An 18639-nucleotide genomic window follows, 5' to 3' on the forward strand; every position below is an offset into this window, starting at 1 on the left:
TCTCAGTCTGTCTTTGTTCGGCGGCAAATTGCCGACGTGCAGCCGGAGGCTTCTCAACGTTGCCTCCTGATCATCCGATACTCGTCTCAGGATTCCACGCACCATACCTGAGGAAGCCTTGGCCCAGTAGCCGAGGAAGATAAAGACCATTCCGAAATTTTTCGGAACTTGGACCCGCCGGCCCACAAATGTGACCCACTGTCAGGCGCTGGTGTAGTGGTGCGTCGAGCAACTCGCCTAGGGAGCGCGAAATGGAACCGCAGATGCGAGACTTTTTTGCCGAGTGCGATAAGGCACCGCGATTGAATGAAATGGCCGATTTTTTTTCGGCAACCGCTGCGGCACAATCAGGAGTTCCCATCAAAATGCCGAGCGTTGATGCGCGCCTTTTCCAGGGGGATGTGTCACTGGAAAGCTTCACTGGCGTACATCGCCAGCTCTGGGGCCGTTTCGACCCTCATTATTTTGGCAGTATCCCTTATCGCCTCGAGGAGGCGGTTCGCGTTGGTGATGCCCTCTTACGATATGGATTTGCTATTGGGCATGATGAAAACCCCGCTCGCTTCTATGTGCTGGGGGACGCCGAAGGAACACTTGCCCGTACGCTAGGGCGCTTGGGTAACGGCAAGATTCAAACCCTTTCGTGCAGCCCCAATAAGGAAAACGAAGAGAGCTTCTTTCTCCACGGACAACCCGCCCATGCAACTTTCTTCCTCGGCCCATTCCACCACCTCACGAGGAGCAGAGTAGCGTCGACCCCAAGTTTAAAGCACTTTTCCGACGGATTCGACATCATCTTAGAAGACACTACTTTCCAAATGTATTCGCCCAATCGAAGCGAGCAGGTTGGGTTTGTGAAACGACAACTGAAAGAAGACGGGATATTCCTCTTCTTGGAAAAATTCAGGCAAATTGAAGGCGACGAATACCTGCGCCGTGAGCTTCAAAAAGACCACGGATATAAGGCGCGTTTCTTCAAACCAGAGGAAATCAAAAATAAAAATGAGGTCATTCTCAAACGGATGAATCTCAACGAGACGACGCTAAATGATATGTCAGCAGCATTGGCCGAGTATTTCAAATACGGATGCGTGACATGGAATTGCGGCAATTTCTACACCCTTGCTGCCAGCAACAACGCGGACAATCTGCGGCGCCTGATTTCGTCGATGGCCCCGCCCTGCATTCCAAACGAATATGTCTACATAGAAGCTCCCGGTCAGCTACCGGGATTAGCCGTGGAACTACCACCATTCCGACGCTTGGGGCGTCCACCAGATGAGTGAAGCCGCTCCAGGACCGAAGCTCCTGCCGTGTGATCGATTTACTGCCGGTACGCTTGCGCGTCCAACATTGGCGCGCATTTGTATCTCAGGTGCTGCTTTTAGGGCAATTTGGGGCCGCCTGGTCGTCTTGGGTCGGTCATTGCGTGCCTGTTCCTTACCACCCGTTATTTTGAGTACGCGGGCCGAGTGGTATTTTACCTGTCATCGGCGCTTCCGGCCTTGGGGTGGTGACTTTCGCGAACGTCCAAAGTTTCACGTTCGCCCTGTGCCAAGTCGTACTATTGGGTGAACTCTACAACGTTTGCCGAGTTTTGATCGATGGCGATATCCAGCGCACGATCCCGCTCCCCTTCATTGCTCGGTTGAAGGGTAGTCCCAAATCCTGGCAAGGGTTCGAGTAGGTTTGTGTGGTTCGATCGGTTCGCCGGCAGTGTATAGGCGGCGTCATGACCGTTGCTTCTGTCGGGGTCATCACGCTCAAAGTGGGAAGCCGATAATCAGTGTGACACAGTAAACGTCGGTTCAAATCACGGGATGAATGCAATGAAGACGTTGTCTCCAAAGCCCGTCGCCGAAGCGTTGATTTGGCTTATGCCGTATATTTCGCGGTACTCGACACTTCCAACGTGTGCGTATGCGCATGCCGTTTATAACGCGAAACCATCCGCTGCTGATCCTGTCCGCATGCACGCGCTGGAACAGATGGAACTGCTACTTGCAGATCGCGCCTTACGTCTGGGTTATGGGCATCAGCAGATTGCAGAACTCGGTAAACAGCTTCGCAGCCGACCGGTTATTCAGACCGGTCCACATTGTCATCTGATTGTTGAACCTGATGCATTCTATACGCATGTCTTTAGCGGCATGGGACTTCGCTCCCATAAAGACAGCTGGTATGTGTCCTATTCGGCTTCGACCGTAAAATTCACTGAAAGCGCGAAGAAAGGGCCCGGTTGGCTGAGATTGGGTGATAGAACCCTCAATGTGTTCGGATTATCGCGCAGCAAAATGGATCCATTCAGTATTTGCGGTCGCCATTCGCCACAGCGCTTCGCTCTGACGAGTTCCGAAAAGATGACAGGTGCGAGCCAAGTAATCGAGCAGTTGCAAAAGAACCTCCCGGATGGTGAGTTTCCCTCGGCCGCCGATGCTATCAAAACAGCCAATCAGAGCCTCTGGCACCGCTTCTTCGCATCAGACCTACAGTTGCTGCAAATCGACGATCTGGACGTGGCGGACCTTGTTGCCCAGCATCTTCGCGATCCGTCATCGTGGCTTTCGTCAACGCTGTTTGGACCGGGCTCTTTTGCGAAGAGGCTGCTTGCTCATTTGAAGTCGTTTGATAGCGGCCAATGGAGCGGTTGGGCGAAGACGACAACCGACTTCTTTTGGCATTTGTCAGGAGGACGCATCTTTCCCCTGCGATTGGACGAAGGCCTCTTTTTGACCGAAGACAGGACCTTCTCACAAAGATGTGTGCCTGACGCGCTCGTGCTATCCTTGAATAAGGGTGAGATCATACCAAGTCTGTTCCTGTCATTCTTGGTGACGTCGATACTTCCTGGACTGCGGGCGCTCGGCGGCAGTCGCCAGATCGTCTACTATCCCATTATGCGCCAAGCCTTGCTGTCTACCCTCGCCGAGTTTCCGTCACCTGCAAATCGCAGCTTACCCGCCTCGATAGCGTCCGACGAAAAGGCGGGTATGTGGGGGCATCGGACGATCTTGCCTGGGCCTATCGATCCGTTCAGTCTGATTGCCCAGCCTGGCTCCCGTTTTGAGCAGTTGATCGACTGCTACGGCGCGATGCCTTTGAATAAGGCGTGGGGCAGCTTACCGGCGTTTACCGACGATCCGCTGTGGCAAACGCTATGCGAGCGGCTTGCAGTGGACACAGCATTACAGGATCGCCCTATTTGGCTCGTTGGCGCTTAGAGTCCTTTTTGAAAATCAGGGAGGGGCATTTCGTCGGACAAGGTTTTCACCATGGCTACGAGAATGGCGAGGCGGGATGGGCGATTTGTCCATGAGTTTCAGCCTGTGTAGCCGCTGTCGCCCGAACAGATGCTTCACCTAGGGTGCGCATTTCGCAAAAGCCGGACAGGGGTTCCGCTAATTCCCGGACAGTGGTTTCGCTAATGTCGGGACAGTCTGACGGCGTCGGTCCTTGGGTGCCTTGTTGCGTTCATGGATGATTGATTTCGCCGTTTTCGGTGCCGGTCAAGTGGGGCGCTGCCTTTTGCTTTCGCCATGCTATCGCGCTGGAGCACGATGCGGTGGGCGTTGTGAACGATCCTGTCGAGAATGGCGTCGGCGACGGTAGGGTCTGCGATCAGGTCATGCCATCTGGCCACGGGGACCTGGGCGGTGATCAGGGTGGATTTGCGGCGATAGCGTTCCTCGACGATTTCGAACAGATGGAAGCGCTGTTGGTCGGTGAGGGAGTGGGTTCCGAAGTCATCGAGGATGAGCAGTTGTGCGCGGGTGAGCTTGTCGATGAGGCGTGGGAAGCGGCCATCGAGACGGGCGAGTGCCAAATCCTCGAACAGGGGCGGCACGCGCACATAGAGCACGGAATGATCGAGCCGTGCTGCTTGCCGGCCGAAGGCGCAGGCTAGCCACGACTTGCCGGTTCCGGTCTGGCCGGTGACGATCAGGTTCTCATGCGCTTTCAGCCATTCGCCCTGGGCCAGCGCCATGGTGCTCGCCGGTCGAGCCCGCTGGCGCGGCAAAGTCGATGTCCTCGATGCAGGCTTCGGGAAAGCGCAGCCTGGCTGAGGCGAGCCGGTTCCGGACGCGCTTGCCGGCCCGTATAGCGACCTCGCGGTCGAGCATCAGGCCGAGCCACTCGTCACGGCTGAGCTCGTTGGCGTTGTTCCGTTCGGTCAGTTCGCGCCAGGCGGCAGCCATGCCGGCCAGACCGAGGGTTTGCATCTGGTCGAGGGTGGGGTTCGTCAGCATGCTTTCTTCCTTTCCTTCACTACTAATAGGTGGAGCCGCGGATGTTGGCGTGCTGGGGTGTCGGCTTTGCCGGTTCCGCAGAGCTGGCTCGGTCGAGGCCGGCTTTGAGGATGGCGGTGACGGAGGAGTAGGCAATCGCGTTGATCAGCAGCGCCCGCTCGCAGGCGGCATCGAGACGCTCCGGCCCATAGCGCGGCCAGCGACAGAATGCCCATGGCCGAGCGGTATCCCTGCTCCCGATGTGGCCGGTCGCGCATCATGCGCTCGACCAGGATGGCGGAGTTGGGGCCGATCCTGGCCGGCGTGGTGTTGGCGTAGCGCTGGTGCGCCTTGGGCATGTGTTCGCTGACGGTGACATGGCCGGAACGCTGCGAGGACGCACATGGCTGGCGACACGCTGGTGATCGTGGAAGATCTCGACCACCCGATGGGTGAGCCGCACCTCGACGGTGCGGCCGATCAGCCGGTGCGGCACCGAGTAGAAGGTCTTGTCGACCTCGACATGGTAGTCAGGATGGACATTCGCCGACTTCCACTCGGCGTATTCGAACGGTGCCGCCGGCAACGGCTTCAGGGCTGTCGCTCGATCTCCTCGAACAGTTCGCGGCGGCTTGTGCCGACATGGCGCATCGACCGGTTGTTCAGCTCCTCGAGCAGTTCGGCGATCGCCGCATTGAGCTCGGCGAGCGAGAAGAAGGACCGGTTCCTCAGCCGTGCCAGGATCCAGCGCTCGATGACCAGCACCGCGCCCTCGACCTTGCCTTTGTCGCGCGGCTTTCGGCTTCGGGTCGGCAGGATGGTGGTATCGTAATGCTCGGCCATCGCGGCAAAGGTCGCGTTCAGCGTCGGCTCGAACCACAGCGCCTTGACGACACCGGCCTTCAGGTTGTCGCACACGATCGCTCTGGTGACACCGCCGAAGAAGGCGAGCGCTCGCACCTGGCCCTCGATCCAGTCCGGCAGCTTTTGGCTGGAGCTGGCAAAGGCGAAGGTCAGATTGGAGGCGCCCAGCACCGCGACAAAAATCTGCGCCGGGTAAATGACGCCGGTCGCCGGATCGATCACCGGCACCGTCTGCCCGGCATGAGTCGGTCTGCATCACCGCGCACCCGCCGCATGCCGATTGCGGAATGTCGCGCTCGTCCGGCGCTCGAAAGCGGCGAAGTGCTCGCAGAACCAGGTGTAGCCGTAGCCGTCGGGATGGGCGGCGCGATACTCCTGCCACAACAGCGTCAGCGTCACCCCCTTGCGCTTCGCCAGCAGCTTAGGCAAGCGGACCAGATTGTAGGCCGCCAAGTTCAAGGTGAAAGCCGCGCCCACACGGGCGCATCCTCGCAGCTTGACCTTGGCCATGCCGGCCGAGGCCTTGATCCAGCCGAACACCTCCTCGATCCGCTTGCGGCAGCGCTGGCTGGCATCATAGCCCGGATGGCGCTTCGTGCGGTCATCCATCGCCGTCACGCGAGGCTTGCCGGTTTTGCTCAGATGGCCGTCGACGGCGATATGCGGCGTGACCTTGCGCTCGCGCAGGTCCTTGAGCACGTCATAGGCCTTGTCGGCGCCCAGTGTGATGCCCCGCCGCAACGGTCTACGATCCAACATGGCGAGAGCGGCATCACGCTCGCCTGTGCCCGTGGCCTGGGTAATGCCACCATCGACCGCAAGCCCATGACGGTTCTCCATCAGCGCATGCCCCATATAACAGAGCCTCGCCGGCTGCCCGTCGCCCTTCTTGTAGAGCCGCGCCTGCGAGTCGCTCGTGCTCTGGTGTGTGTCGTTGGAGCGCTTCTCGTTATGAAAGCCGCGCTCGGCGTTGCGCCCCGCTCCATCCGGGCCGTTGTCGTCCCCGTCCTTGAGGCGGAAGCTCTTGATCGAAGCCCAGGCCTCGATCAGCGTCCCGTCCACCGAGAAGTGATCCGACGACAAAAGCCGCTTCACCCTTGGCTGAGCAAGCACCGCGCGCAGAAACTTTGCCGCGATCTCACCCTCCAACAGCCGATCCCGGTTCTTGGTGAAGCTCGAATGATCCCAAGCCGGCTCGTCAACACCAAGCCCCACGAACCAGCGAAACAGAAGATCGAACTCCATTCGCTCCATCAATTGACGCTCCGAGCGAATGCCGTAGAAGGCCTGCAACAGCATCGCACGCAGCAATCGTTCCGGCGCGATCGACGGGCGGCCGAGTCCGGGCGGATAAAGCACCGCAAAATCGCCGTCCATCTCCACAAGAGCCGCGTTCACGATCTCCCGTATCAGCCGTAGCGGATGGTCTCGTCAACACGCGCCTCAAGGTCGACATACGAAAACAGCGATGCCTGTCCGTTCGTCTGAGCCGCGCATCCACAATTCCCCAAATCATCCGGGAAGCAGTGAATCACGCTCCAAACAACCGCGCCAGCACTTCTTCAACAGCCTGCTAGAGGATACGCGCCTGTGTCATCATGCACCTCCCCGCCGGCCAAGGGAGGGACAAAGACACAGGCCAATACCATTTCGGTCGCGGCACACAGCAGATGAGGGTCATGCTTGTCGAGAGCGTAAATTATACCAGGTCGCACGAGATGGACCTGATGTGTCTGGGAATTCTCGATCGAACCCCTTCCAGAGATGCAGTAAACCGCCTCAAGGTGGTTCCGATAGTGCATATTTAGCCGGGCGCCCGGATCGATCGTCGTGATATGGAAGGAGAAGCCCATCCCATCGTTCTGGAGGAGCAACCGCACGCTTTCCCAGCTCGCCGTCTGGACCCGCCTGGCTGTCAGTTTCTCCTCATTCAAATCCCTGACGATCATGATTCACCTCTTATGCCTTGTGTTGTGCTGCCGTCTTCACTGGTCTGCCCATCACGCGATCGATAACGTCCTCGAGGATGTCGATGCCTTGGTTAAGCTGATCCTCCTCAATGACGAGAGGTGGCAGACACTTTACGACCTCGTCTTTGGGACCAGCGGCCTCGAGAACAAGACCATTCTGAAAGGCGGCGTTGATGACCTGACCGGCAACTTCGCCAGACTTTAAATCGATGCCTCGCATCATACCACGACCTTTGGCTGACACTCGATCTGGGGCGTATTTTTGTGCGATATGATCAAGGCGACTCTTCAGCAGATTGCCCTTTTTCCTGACCGACGCTGCCAAGTTGTCCGTTCGCCAGAAATGCTCTAGGGCTGCCCGGGCGGTGACGAAAGCATGGCAGTTGCCGCGGAACGTGCCGGTGTGCTCTCCCGGCTGCCACAGATCTAGTACTCGATCGATCAGGACGACAGCCATAGGCAAACCATACCCCGATATCGATTTGGCCATCGTAATGACGTCTGGACGGAGCCCCGATGCTTCGAAGCTGAAGAATGCATCGGTCCGGCCAACACCCGCCTGAATGTCATCGACGATCAGCAGAGCTCCGTGTCTGCGCGCAGTGGCCGCGACCTTTTGGAGCCACTCGGCGCCCGCGACATTTAGGCCGCCTTCGCCCTGAACTGTCTCGACAATCACCGCAGCCGGCGCGTCCACACCGCCTGAGGGATCCGAGAGCAGGTGATCAAGGTAGTCGGCGGTGTCTACAGTGGACCCAAGATACCCGTCATAGGGTAGCCGCGTGACGCCGCCAAGCAACTGGCCGGCGGCGGCGCGGTGGTATCTGTTGCCGGTGCAGGAGAGAGCGCCAAGGCTCAGGCCATGAAAGCCATTGGTAAAAGCTATGATGTTGGACCGACCAGTAATCTTGCGCGCTAACTTGAGGGCAGCCTCCACCGCGTTAGCGCCGGTTGGACCGGGAAACTGAACGACGTAGTCGAGCTGTCGCGGTCTAAGAATCGTCTCATCCAATTCCCGCAAGAAAGACTCCTTGGCTTCACTGTAGAGATCGAGACTATGCGTGACGCCGTCGCCCGCAATGTAATCTGCGAGCGCGCTCTTCAGCTCAGGAGGATTGTGACCATAGTTTAGACTTGAGCACCCCATCAGAAAATCCAGATAGACCGTTCCATCGCGCGCAAACAACTGAGCCCCCCGCGCTCTCACGAAAACTGCAGGAGCGCGACGGGAGTAGCTCCGCACTTGAGACTCAAGATGGTGGAAAATCGCGAATTCGCCCCCGCGATCAGGTGCACTACGGTCACTCATCGTTGCCTCCTTATTTGCGTCTTGGGTTGGCAGGTCGGCGGGCATGGCCGTAATAGGGAGGATGGAGCGTACGATCGGGCCGATGGCAATTGTATACTCGCTCTCGCGCTGTCCCTTAAAATCGACGTCGCGGTCGAAGCGCGCGGCCGTCCGGATTGGCGCGTGCAGATCCCGAGCCACACTTGCAAAGAACAACTTGGAAGACCTGTTGCTGAGCGTCACGGTGGCCTCAACGTGGGTCACGCTCTCGCACGATAGCCTGTTCAGAGCTGAGATGATCAGCCCTTTCCCCACGCCTATGCTGCGTACCTTAGGATGCACGGCAATCTGCCAAATGAAGAGTGTCGACGGCTCTCGTGGCGGTCGATAGGCCGCCAGCCACCCAACCACCTCACCAACTCGCTCTGCGAGCACGCAGGTGTCCGCGAAATCAGTGCAGAGCAGGAGCTCGCAGTAAAGCGAGTTCCGGTCCAGTTGCGGGCAGAGCGCGATGAGATCCCAGACATCGGCTGCATGATTGTCCGTCGGCTGTCGGAATGTCACTCCCGCCAACCGGCCGCCGGATCGTAAAGAGATCTTCTGGGGATCACTGACCATCCGAAATCCTCCGGGCGAATGCCATTTTTCAGTGTTGCGTCAGTTGGCACAGAGATGCTGCTAGAGCCAACTGCGTTACACGCCACGTTAGTGAAGAGTCGCTTCTCATTGCAGCAGTCCGTTTTTTCTGAATCTGCAGCGACTGTGGGATAGCACTCGCGAAAACGCTTGTGGGTAAAATTTTTGTAAAATCGTCTTTGCACGTGCTCACCGCTGGAACTTTGAGAAGCACTCATGCGGGATATCTCAGCTTTGATGGGCTTGGATGGGCAGTTACTCGGGATTTTTGCAAACAATGTTCGAAGTGCTGCAAAGCTCTGAATAGAGCCGAGCAACCGCTTTGCGTATTGCCTGGCCTGCTTGAGCTGCTAAGCGGCCACCAGAGCCATCCGGCCCGAAGTTGCATCAGCCAAGCTCAACACCGCAAGGTGGTCGGGCCAATTGCAGGCTCCACACTGCCAGCGTTCGTTCGTATCTGGTGAAGCACGGTGAGTCCGTGACTGTCGAATAAGGTCAATGCCGCATTGGCCTTTTCCCCCTTGGAGGACGCGCTTTTCGTGATGGCTACTCGTGAATTCGACCAAGTTTATGAAAAAATCCGGTGCCCAATAACCACTGTTGGTTTGTCGACAGCGCGGAGCGTTGGTGTTTGGGGTCCCTCCCTCCTTCACTCTCATCTAAGTCATTGCGTTGACAACAGTGAATCCCTTTCAAAGCTCTTTCCGCGGCAGTTGGCACGATTCTTGATGCTTTCTCATCACATGGTGGCGGAGCCGCCAACTGAACCGGGATCGCTGGACGAGTTGAGGAAAAGTAAATTTGTCAGGTCTGCTACATATGGCAAAATTTAGGTGTCCTGATCTGGCGACCACGGGGCACCGAGCGTCTGACTTACGAGCCTCCGCTGGCGAATGACGAATGCAGTGTCTATAAAGGACCGCCACAGGCTTGTTCGACCCCTTGTTCTCAGGGACGCATTTTCCGATGGCAGCCGTGAGGCATTTTCCAGTAGAGTGCAGTCAATTTCTCGACCACACTAGATAGAGTTGCTGGCTCTGAGCAGTTATCTATATCGCGTAATATTTGCTTTCCTGTGGATTAACTATATTCGACTTACCGCTCGACTACAATATGGCAGTACGCTCCAAGGGCACAAAGTGGCATACTGGCGACCTGACCCGGCGCACCTGCGACGCCCGGCTTATCTCTCACTTGCCGAGCAGATTGCTACTGCGATTTGCGACGGTAGACTGACTGCCGGCACAAGGCTTTGGCCGCATCGGAAGCTCGCACATTCCCTAAACCTTTCTGTTCAGACGATCAGCCGCGCCTATAATGAACTGATCCAGCGCGGGTTGATTTCGGCCCAGATAGGCCGCGGCAGCTTCGTGCAGACGCTCCCGAAGGTGTCCGCCTCCCCTTACCTACCCGAGCGTTTTCCCAAGCTAATAGATCTTTCAATTTTGGAGCCAATTTGCGAGCAGATCCATTTCGAAAAGATGCGCCAGGCCTTGAGATGGCTTTCCGTAAACCTCGCATCGGACTCGGCTCTGTCGCTCCGCCCGATTACAGTTCTCCCGCATCATCGCTTGGTCGGCGCCGAATGGCTTGCCTGTTGCGGGCTAAATGTCTCACCCTTGAACATCAGCCTAACGAATGGCGCGACGCCAGGTTTGATGGTTGCTCTGATGAGCGCTGCCCCACCTGGATCAAGCATTGCCACCGAGGTGCTCAGTCTTCACACGCTCGTGCCACTGTCGAGCTATCTTGGACTGCGTCTGCAGGGACTTGCGACTGATGAGGAAGGAATGATTCCAGAGGCGCTGGACGAAGCTTGTCGGAAGGGGCCGGTCCGCGCCGTGTTCCTCGAGCCGTCGGTGATTAACCCCCTGGCGGCGTTGATGAGCGAGACAAGGCGCAGACAATTGGCCAACGTCGCAGCACGCCATGACGTTGCTATTATCGAGAGCGATGTTCTCGGCCCCCTGGTCGAGGATCGCGCGCCACCTATTGCAGCGTTTGCACCTGACCGTACCATCTATATTACAAGTTTCACCAAAATTACGTTGCCTGGTCTTCGTATAGGTTACCTCGTGACACCCGACCGCTATGTCGCTGCCGCTGCCAACCGCCATCTAGTTGCCAATTGGACGGCAACGCCAGCAATTGCCGACATCGCTACCCTTTGGGTCCGCGACGGAACTGCTTTGGAACTCGTTAAATGGCAACGCGAAGCCTTGAATAACCGTCATTCACTTGCTGCTAAGATGTTGTCCGGACTCTCCTATAACGCCCATCCGCAAAGCCTCCATCTTTGGCTGCCGCTGTCTCGCGGACATACCGAGTATTCCTTTGTCTCCCAGGTTCGGCTTGGCGGTGTTATGGTTGCGCCTGGCTCCTCATTTCGAACGACCGACCGAGACGGAACGCCCGCCGTGCGCATCTCACTCGGGTCAACAACGGAGGGTGAACTGCGCGCCGGTCTTGAAATCGTCGCATCTTCCCTACGGGGGACTCCAGAACCTTTGGTGCCAGTTTTTTGATTTCCTCCTCGGCGACAAAACGCACGCATGACCAAGTTGTTCGAGGAGGAAATGCTGCCGGTAGTACCCACATTCCGCGATACGCACGCAGTACGCGATACGCACCCGGTAATGGATCCAGCTCGCCTAAACTCTTGAAAAGGGCTCGAGCAAATCCAGCTCAGATCTCGTGGACTTCGGCTAACGGCTATCGCGGCAGTTCTCGACCCAAAGGATCGCCGTGGCGACTCTAACATCGGATCACTAACCTGACATCCGCTTGCGTGGTCGGGCGATTTTGTTCTTCAACTTTTCCGTTGCGGTGTGGTCGTGGAACGGGACACGATAAGCACTTTGCACGCAGGCGGAATCACCTGGCTTCCGCAAGGATGCGGCGAACAACTGGCTCGATCAGATCGCCGATGTCGGTGAACGATGAAATGCGCTGGCCGCACCACTGCGTCCGCAAAGGCCCCTCCGCCACCGGCCGTCGTCACATCTGACTTTTCGGCCGGTACTTGATAGCGATCACTCGCGATAGAGTTGGACCCGATTGGGTCGACCACGCGTGAACAGGATCTTGCGGGCGCGGCCGCTCGGCGGTGGATCGCGCCATACCCTCAGGCGGCGCCGCCGGCCAAGGAATCGGCTCGCTTCAGCAGGCGCACCATGACCCGTAGCGCATCCCAAAGCAGGCTGCTGTCGCTCGGCTCGTGCATGAGTGCTGAGGTCACGGTGCTGTCCAGCCTCACGACCGCGCCGTGTCTCGGGTCCGGGCAAGCCGACCGTCATCGACGCACTCGATGGTCGAGGGCACGACGAAGGCTAAACCGCCACTGGTTCTTCAGCCTTGCGGATGCGGCCGAAGAGTTGGTGATTGGCGTCGATAATACAAGTCCTCATGGAATCAAGCTGCGCCCTAGCGACGCAGGTCTGGTGTGACCTCCGGTGGGATCGGGGAAACGTAGGGTCGGCCGCCGGTACGCTCGTTCAATTCTGCCTTAGCGCGGGCTATGATATCGGGATTGCGTAGGCAGTCGGCGGCCGTGGTGGCCATGGCCTTCGCAGCTAGCACCATCCCCTTATGGGCCGCCGGCAGATTCCCTTGTGTGACGAGTTGCCAAGTGTGGAACTGCGTGCCGATAGCAAAGCAGGCTGTGCTGCACTGAACAGTGGACACGATCCAACTTACATCGCCGACATCGGTGCTGCCCATCATCACTTCTTCGCGCGTGGGAATAGGAAGCAGCGCGTCGTGCAGCACCTGGGTCGCTAGAGAAGGATCGTATGGCGCAATGCTCGATACAATCTCCTCCTTCGTCAGTGCGTTCTTCTGCATTTCTTCTGCGAAGGCATAATCAGTTTCATCGAAGCCCGGGCCGCCGAGGCGCTTCATGTTTTCGTACATGACCGCCTGCAGCACCTTGTTGGGCAGAATGTTCGAGTTTGCGTCCGTGACCTGCACCTTAAGGGCGGTTTCCGTCATCAGCGCCGCGCCTTCAGCGATCTTCTTCACCCGCTCGAATAGGTGTTCCGCCTCCAGCAAATGCGGCGAGCGCACAAGGTAGAGTGATTCCGCATAGGCCGGCACGACGTTCGGCGCATCGCCGCCCGCGCTAGTAATAGCGTAATGCACGCGCGCATCGGAAGGCATGTGCTCACGGATGTAATTCACGCCCACGTTCATCAGCTCCACCGCGTCGAGCGCGCTGCGGCCCACGTGAGGGGAAACCGCCGCATGCGACGCGCGGCCCGTGAAGCAGAAGCGAGCTTGGATGCAGGCAAGCGACGAAGCGGTTTGCACCTCGTTGACAACGTTGGGGTGCCAGCAGAAGGCGGCATCGAGATCATCGAAGAGACCAGCCCGCGCCATGAAAGTCTTGCCTGAGCCGCTCTCCTCCGCCGGGCAGCCGTAATAGCGCACCGTGCCCGCAATGCCTTCCGCTGCAAGTGCATCCTTCAACGCAACGGCTGCGAGCGCAGATGCGGAACCCAGAAGATTGTGCCCGCAGCCATGCCCGGACGCGCCCTTCCTAGTAGGCTTGTGCCCGGTCACGCCCGAAACTTGCGCGAGTCCCGGCAGCGCATCGAACTCCCCCAGAAAACCGACGATAGACCCGCCGCTTCCATGTTCCGCCACGAAGGCCGTGGGCATGCCGCCGACTTTTTTCGCGATGCGAAAGCCCTCTCGCTCCAGTAAGGCGATCTGCTCAGCGACCGAGCGATGCTCCTCGAAGGCGAGTTCCGGCATGGTCCAGATGCGATCACTTAGCGCACAATAATCGGCGCTCTTGGTGTCCACACGCCGGGCGATTTCATGAAGGCTCAGGCGGTCGTTGTGCACTTCCTATTTTTCCTCATTGTCGGATGTGCGCACTTAGGATCGCGCGCTTTCAAAACACGTCTGGCGCCAATCATCGGGTGCTGCGCCTGTTCGAGGCGCGTGGATGGGGCTACGTCCTCGCGGTGACCTCGACGCTGCGTCGATTGCCGTAGGGCAAAATAACCCGAGCATCCTCTACTACGATTCTTGTTCCATACTTCTGCGAGCGTCGAGACAGATCTTCGAGCATGGAATAAGCCAGCTCTTTTGAAGCGGGCACGGGCACAATACGCTCATGATAATTTTTGCTGCTAAGCCATTGCTCTCCCCCAATCACGATTGGAGTGAGGTCAATTGACTGCAAATGGTTTTTGCCATCGAAGCTGCATGTCGCGACGATGCTTTTCCAGATGTCCGGCGAACTCCATTCGTCCTCCCCTTCAGGTAGATGAAAAAGGAAATTTCCCAATCCATAGAAGATCGGAGCTCCCCGGTAAACTTCAATCGGTTGCAACACTGGTGCGCCGTGGCTGGCGAACGCGTTCGCTCCCGCATCAACACAAGATCGCGCAAAAGACTGAACCCACCCGGGAACCTCGCGCCAATCCGGTTCCCAATGATGATGGTGAAGGTAGGAGATGACGAAGGCACCTGCGGACGAGGCCTTCCGGATCGCTGCAAGCTGAGCTTGTAGGCTTTCCTCATCGAGGATGATCCTGCGGCAGTTCTCGGGCGATCGGCGAAAAATGGTTCCGTAAAAGTCAATCTCATCGGACGATGTCGGTTCGCAAGGATCGTTCGGCTGCGCGTAGTTTCCGCGCTCCATAGCGTTGCTTAGGAACATTTCCTGAATGGCACGCAGGTTCGCGAATTTTTTATCATCCACCTCGAATACCCGCGAGACGTCGAGTCTGTTCACCCCTGGTCGAGCAGGACGGGTGTCAGTCGCATTGTCAGCATACATTATAGCTGGCCCGGGGCCGGCATCCATCGAGACGAGAGCGACCTTCCTCTTTCCGAATTGCTTTATACCAGCCTTACTCGCGTCGGTGGCATCCACGCCAATTCCAGCATGCAGAAACTCACGCTGGTCCACTTCCTCAAGCGTGGACAGCACTCCTGCAGGCCCAAGATCGAACGCATGATTATTAGAAAGAGCAAGTGCGCTAAAGCCAATATCCTTCAAACTATCTAAGACGACCGATGGAGAGCACTGGAAATAAGCGCCCTTCATTGGCCAACCACCATGCCGGCCGAGAATGGTGGTCTCTAAATTCGTGAACGAGACGTCTGCGTTCTGGATCAGTCCTTTAATTGCGGCAAATTCCCCACCCGATACGTGCCGAAGGTCATGGTAAATGAGAGACTGTCCAGTTAACGCAATAGTAAACGATGAGTGCATGATTTGAATTGAACCTCTGTATATCAAAGTTAGCGGCGGCCTCTCTTGGAGCAAGAGAGACTGCAGTGAAGCTGGTAGGTACTTTTGGATCTAAGGGGATATTGCCGCCGAACGATTGTCAGCTAACTTTGACGCGAAAGGTCCCTTGTGCTTGCCTTGGACGTTTGGTTGAACGCTCCGATTAAATCTGTGCCATCCTTTTAGGGTGTTCTCTTATTTATGAACTCTCAGCGCCTGCCGGGTGGCCGCTAATCTACTACATCAGATCTGATGTTTTTCCCTGACGTGCTCGATCATCTAGTTTGCATGCCGAAAGATGAGAGGAGCCGCAAAAATCGTCAATTTATTAAATTTTTGTGACGCCCTATTAATTTTTCTGATATATAGTAGGCAAATGGATCCTTGGGCTATTGGCAGCTGCAAATTCGGGCAAACGCAATGGAAGAGCTTTCAGGCCGAAACAGCAAGCCCGCGTTCAGGTCCGCTCAGATTTTCCGGGAGATCATTAGGACCGGCTCCACAAGGCGGGCTGGCAGAGAACTCGGCATCACCCAGTCGGCCGTAAGCCAGTATCTCAAACTGTTCGAAGACGCTGTTGGCGAAAAGCTGTTCACGCGAGATCGCCGTGGCCTAATCCCCACCACACAAGCGATCGAAATTTATAATCGGCTCGACAGATACTTCGAGACACTAGGGCGCATCGAGAAGGAAATTACCAACTCTTTGCGCAAAAAGGAAAACCGTCTGACCATTGCCGCACCGCATATACTCTCGTTCGGACTCGTCCCGAAAATCGTTCTCGCGGTCAACAATCTGGATCCGTCACTGGAGTTTCACTTCAAGGCACAACGATACGATCAAATAGCACAAAGTGTGGTGACGGGGGAGGCCGATATCGGAATCTCTCGGCTGCCGTTAGACGAGCGCTTCTTTGAATGGCACATAGTGGCCGAAAGCAAGAGCGTCTGCGTATTGCATCCTGACCATCGTCTTGCTGATAAAGACATCATAACTGTAGACGACATTGCTCATGAGCCGCTTATCCTTCTGGAGACGGAATACACATCGAACAAGATGGGAAACTTGACGTTCGGTAGGGGAGAATTTCCAGCAAAACCTAAGATCTATTCGGACACAATAGGCTTGGATGCGTCCTTTATGGCCTATGGAATCGGTATCACAGTCGATAATGAATTTATTTCGAAGCATTACCAGATGTTCGATTTGAGGATCATTCCTTTTGAGCCGGCAGCCACATACCATTATGTGGTATTTTGGCGCCGCGGCAGTGAAAAGTTTTCGCGCCACTCGGCAATTGTGGAGGCATTTATAGAGGTAATAAGGCGGGACCAATCATCGAGAGAAGGACGCCCCGGTTACAAGACAGAGATGCTCGAGGCGGGCGCACGCTAGGCTGGTCTTCGTCCATAAACGCTTCTTTTCTAACGCATTTACAGGCATTTAGCTTGTCCAGAAGGCATCGTCTGGTGTGGGCGGGCGGGAGCGCGCTGGTGGTCGGCAAAATGTCGTCCCCAGGTCTCAGGCCGGATCGCGCTGATCGTCTTTTGCAGCACCGACTTCTGCGGGCTCGCATGGACGACGGCAGCCGCGCAAAGCCCGAAACGATGCGGAGTCCTCCAGATGGAAGGGCAGCTCCTGATAACTCAGTTGGCGGTGCTGCTTGAGGAGCGCACTGCTTCGGCCGGCTGCCCTTGCCCGGGAACTCGACATGCTCGCCGAGCATCGCGACTACCCCTGCATGATCGTGTCGGACAACCTCCTAAGCGCGGAACGAAATGGAGCCTGCAGTCAAGGTCTCTCTGGTCATTAGCATGCCCTTGCTGCGTGACGTTGGTCAAGTCGTCGAACCAGGCGGCTTCCACCGGCAAGGAAAAGGTCTCGTCCACAGCAAACACTGGGTCCGCACGAAGACGGCCCTCACCGTCCTCAACACGAGCTTCTGATCCAGGCGGAAGACCCGAACATTATCTACAGGGTCCTCGAAGCGATTGCCAGGTGGAAGAACCTCTGTCAGCGCTAGGGCCGTGAGGGCGCTGACGAAGGAGAAATTTGTGACAGCAGCGTGGGATGTCGTCGGCCGCAAGGTCAGCAAGACACAGATTCTGGTGGATATTTACGAGACGGCGCGCTCACCGATTGGACTGCCGCTGCCGCTTGGATGCCCCTGCCATTCGCATGGATGGTCATTGACGAGGCACGCAGCCTGATCCGGCAACGCAATGAGATCGAAGCCCAGGCCGATGAGCTGTTTCGGCACAGCCAGGATTATCAGCTCCTTCGCCAGATCCGCGGCATCGGGCCGATCAATGCGCTGACGATCATTGCCGAAGCCGGCGATCTTCGCCGTTTCGCTCATCATCGCCAGTTTCTAAAGTTCTGCGGGCTGGACCTCTCGACACAACAGTCAGGCCAATATCGCGGCCAGACCCCCTTTCCAAATTCGGCAATGCTCGGCTGCGCCGCACCCTGTGGATCGCCGGACCAGTCGCCATCCGCGAGCGCGAGAATGGCTTCCGTCATAAGTTCGACGCTACATTGCGAGGGAAATCGCGACAATCCCGATCTACGCCGCAAGGCAATGACCGCCACTACCGCCGTGATGCTTGCCGGCATCGGAAAGGCATGAAGGAAGGCGAAGAACCAATCGCTGCGGCTCCCCCGGAAGCGATCGATCTCGGGAAAATACAGCGGCAGGGAGTGCGTCAGGATACGGTGCTGGATCTCGGTCTTGGCCCTGGCGATCGCTTCGTAGCTCTTCGACAGTTCCTGCACGTCGTTGACGCCGGCGCGCAGCGGATCATGGTAGACCTGCGTCGCCTGGATCCTGAACAGGTGCAGCATCACCTAAGCATCCTTTGGAACGTTCTTGGCCTATCGGCCGGTGAATAGTTCCCCGGTCGCCTCCAAAGACGCAGACCACAGGGCGGCCGTACGCCTGCAGCACCTCGATCAGATGGTCGTGCTCAGCACGGGTGTTGAGGACCAAAAGGCGACGCCGGCGCTTGTGGCCCGGTGCTTCGATCAGAACTTCATTGCGCACCTTGGCAATGTCGATCGCTACCAGGACCGCGGCGGCGGGTGTAGAATCTGAAGTGGTCATGGTCGGTCTCTCCGGATTGGGTTGTGAACATTCACAGTTCTACGCCAAGATGGCCGGCGTCGCGCACGCTGTCGTCAAAGGTGGTTCCGACTACCCGGACTTTGCGCTGATAGCCCGGGAGTTGGCGCCGATATGAGCGTCACCGGCCGCTGGCGGATCGTCGCGATGCCCGACTATGTCGGGGACCTATCGCGACATGATGGAGCCCGCCTATATTGAGTTCGCAGCCGATGGCTCTGGCGAATTCGCCTCACTGGACAGATCTTCGGCGCGAGCGACGGCAATCCCTGGCAAGGTAATGATGA

At 57.2% G+C, this 18639-nt stretch carries 8 protein-coding genes and 7 pseudogenes; 5 read left to right on the top strand and 10 right to left on the bottom strand.

Translation table 11 applies throughout. The features are described 5' to 3' along the window. Positions 1–251: 251 nt before the first annotated feature. Positions 252–1286, top strand: coding sequence for a hypothetical protein (locus A9K71_RS08745; protein WP_066993342.1), 1035 nt, complete (start codon positions 252–254; stop codon positions 1284–1286). Positions 1287–1829: 543 nt separating this feature from the next. Further along, entirely contained in the window at positions 1830–3221 is a 1392-nt protein-coding gene (locus A9K71_RS08750) for a hypothetical protein (RefSeq protein ID WP_066993544.1), read from the top strand. Positions 3222–3421: 200 nt separating this feature from the next. Here the strand turns inward: A9K71_RS08750 and istB are convergent. From istB to ectB, 5 genes and pseudogenes are all read right to left on the bottom strand, one after another. Then, a pseudogene (istB, locus tag A9K71_RS08755) lies at positions 3422–4247 on the bottom strand (IS21-like element helper ATPase IstB). A gap of 22 nt (positions 4248–4269) precedes the next feature. Then, positions 4270–5501: pseudogene (istA, locus tag A9K71_RS31970) on the bottom strand (IS21 family transposase); the annotation flags it as partial. After that, positions 5502–6587, bottom strand: a pseudogene (locus A9K71_RS31975) (IS5 family transposase); the annotation flags it as partial. Positions 6588–6652: 65 nt separating this feature from the next. Then, positions 6653–7039 carry an ectoine synthase gene (locus A9K71_RS08770; RefSeq protein WP_066993344.1) on the bottom strand — a complete coding sequence of 129 codons (387 nt, stop codon included), beginning with the start codon at positions 7037–7039 and terminating at the stop codon, positions 6653–6655. A gap of 10 nt (positions 7040–7049) precedes the next feature. Beyond that, complete coding sequence (gene ectB / locus A9K71_RS08775) at positions 7050–8966, bottom strand: diaminobutyrate--2-oxoglutarate transaminase (RefSeq protein ID WP_082980406.1); 1917 nt, start codon at positions 8964–8966, stop codon at positions 7050–7052. Positions 8967–10123: 1157 nt separating this feature from the next. Here ectB and A9K71_RS30080 point away from each other — a divergent pair. Then, positions 10124–11509: a PLP-dependent aminotransferase family protein gene (locus tag A9K71_RS30080; RefSeq protein ID WP_082980414.1), complete on the top strand. Its 1386-nt coding sequence runs from the start codon at positions 10124–10126 to the stop codon at positions 11507–11509. 510 nt (positions 11510–12019) lie between these two features. On the opposite strand, the pseudogene A9K71_RS30085 reads toward A9K71_RS30080, so the two are convergent. From A9K71_RS30085 to A9K71_RS08790, 3 genes and pseudogenes are all read right to left on the bottom strand, one after another. Beyond that, positions 12020–12249: pseudogene (locus tag A9K71_RS30085) on the bottom strand (ISNCY family transposase); the annotation flags it as partial. 158 nt (positions 12250–12407) lie between these two features. Further along, entirely contained in the window at positions 12408–13832 is a 1425-nt protein-coding gene (locus A9K71_RS08785) for a M20 family metallopeptidase (RefSeq protein ID WP_066993349.1), read from the bottom strand. A gap of 109 nt (positions 13833–13941) precedes the next feature. Continuing rightward, complete coding sequence (locus tag A9K71_RS08790; protein ID WP_066993352.1) at positions 13942–15213, bottom strand: CapA family protein; 1272 nt, start codon at positions 15211–15213, stop codon at positions 13942–13944. Positions 15214–15651: 438 nt separating this feature from the next. On the opposite strand from A9K71_RS08790, the gene A9K71_RS08795 reads away from it, so the two are divergent. After that, positions 15652–16626 (top strand): LysR family transcriptional regulator, encoded by a 975-nt coding sequence (locus tag A9K71_RS08795; protein ID WP_066993354.1) that lies wholly within the window; start codon positions 15652–15654, stop codon positions 16624–16626. A 119-nt stretch (positions 16627–16745) separates the two neighbouring features. Here A9K71_RS08795 and A9K71_RS31290 read toward each other — a convergent pair. Then, positions 16746–16905 (bottom strand): annotated as a pseudogene (locus A9K71_RS31290) (ISNCY family transposase); the annotation flags it as partial. Positions 16906–17255: 350 nt separating this feature from the next. Between A9K71_RS31290 and A9K71_RS30090 the strand changes: the two are divergent. Continuing rightward, positions 17256–17836, top strand: a pseudogene (locus A9K71_RS30090) (transposase); the annotation flags it as partial. Here the strand turns inward: A9K71_RS30090 and A9K71_RS30095 are convergent. After that, positions 17827–18334 (bottom strand): annotated as a pseudogene (locus A9K71_RS30095) (IS110 family transposase); the annotation flags it as partial. The pseudogenes A9K71_RS30090 and A9K71_RS30095 overlap by 10 nt on opposite strands. Positions 18335–18639: the final 305 nt, after the last annotated feature.

Origin of the sequence: Mesorhizobium sp. WSM3873 (assembly GCF_001672445.1) — a bacterium.
Classification (GTDB): Bacteria; Pseudomonadota; Alphaproteobacteria; order Rhizobiales; family Rhizobiaceae; genus Mesorhizobium.

Bases quoted from the DNA above. Each gene is read 5' to 3' on its own strand.
- A9K71_RS08745 (WP_066993342.1), top strand. From the start codon at position 252: ATGGAACCGCAGATGCGAGACTTTTTTGCCGAGTGCGATAAGGCACCG.
- A9K71_RS08750 (WP_066993544.1), top strand. From the start codon at position 1,830: ATGAAGACGTTGTCTCCAAAGCCCGTCGCCGAAGCGTTGATTTGGCTT.
- A9K71_RS08770 (WP_066993344.1), bottom strand. From the start codon at position 7,039: ATGATCGTCAGGGATTTGAATGAGGAGAAACTGACAGCCAGGCGGGTC.
- ectB (WP_082980406.1), bottom strand. From the start codon at position 8,966: ATGGTCAGTGATCCCCAGAAGATCTCTTTACGATCCGGCGGCCGGTTG.
- A9K71_RS08790 (WP_066993352.1), bottom strand. From the start codon at position 15,213: ATGCACTCATCGTTTACTATTGCGTTAACTGGACAGTCTCTCATTTAC.
- A9K71_RS08795 (WP_066993354.1), top strand. From the start codon at position 15,652: ATGGAAGAGCTTTCAGGCCGAAACAGCAAGCCCGCGTTCAGGTCCGCT.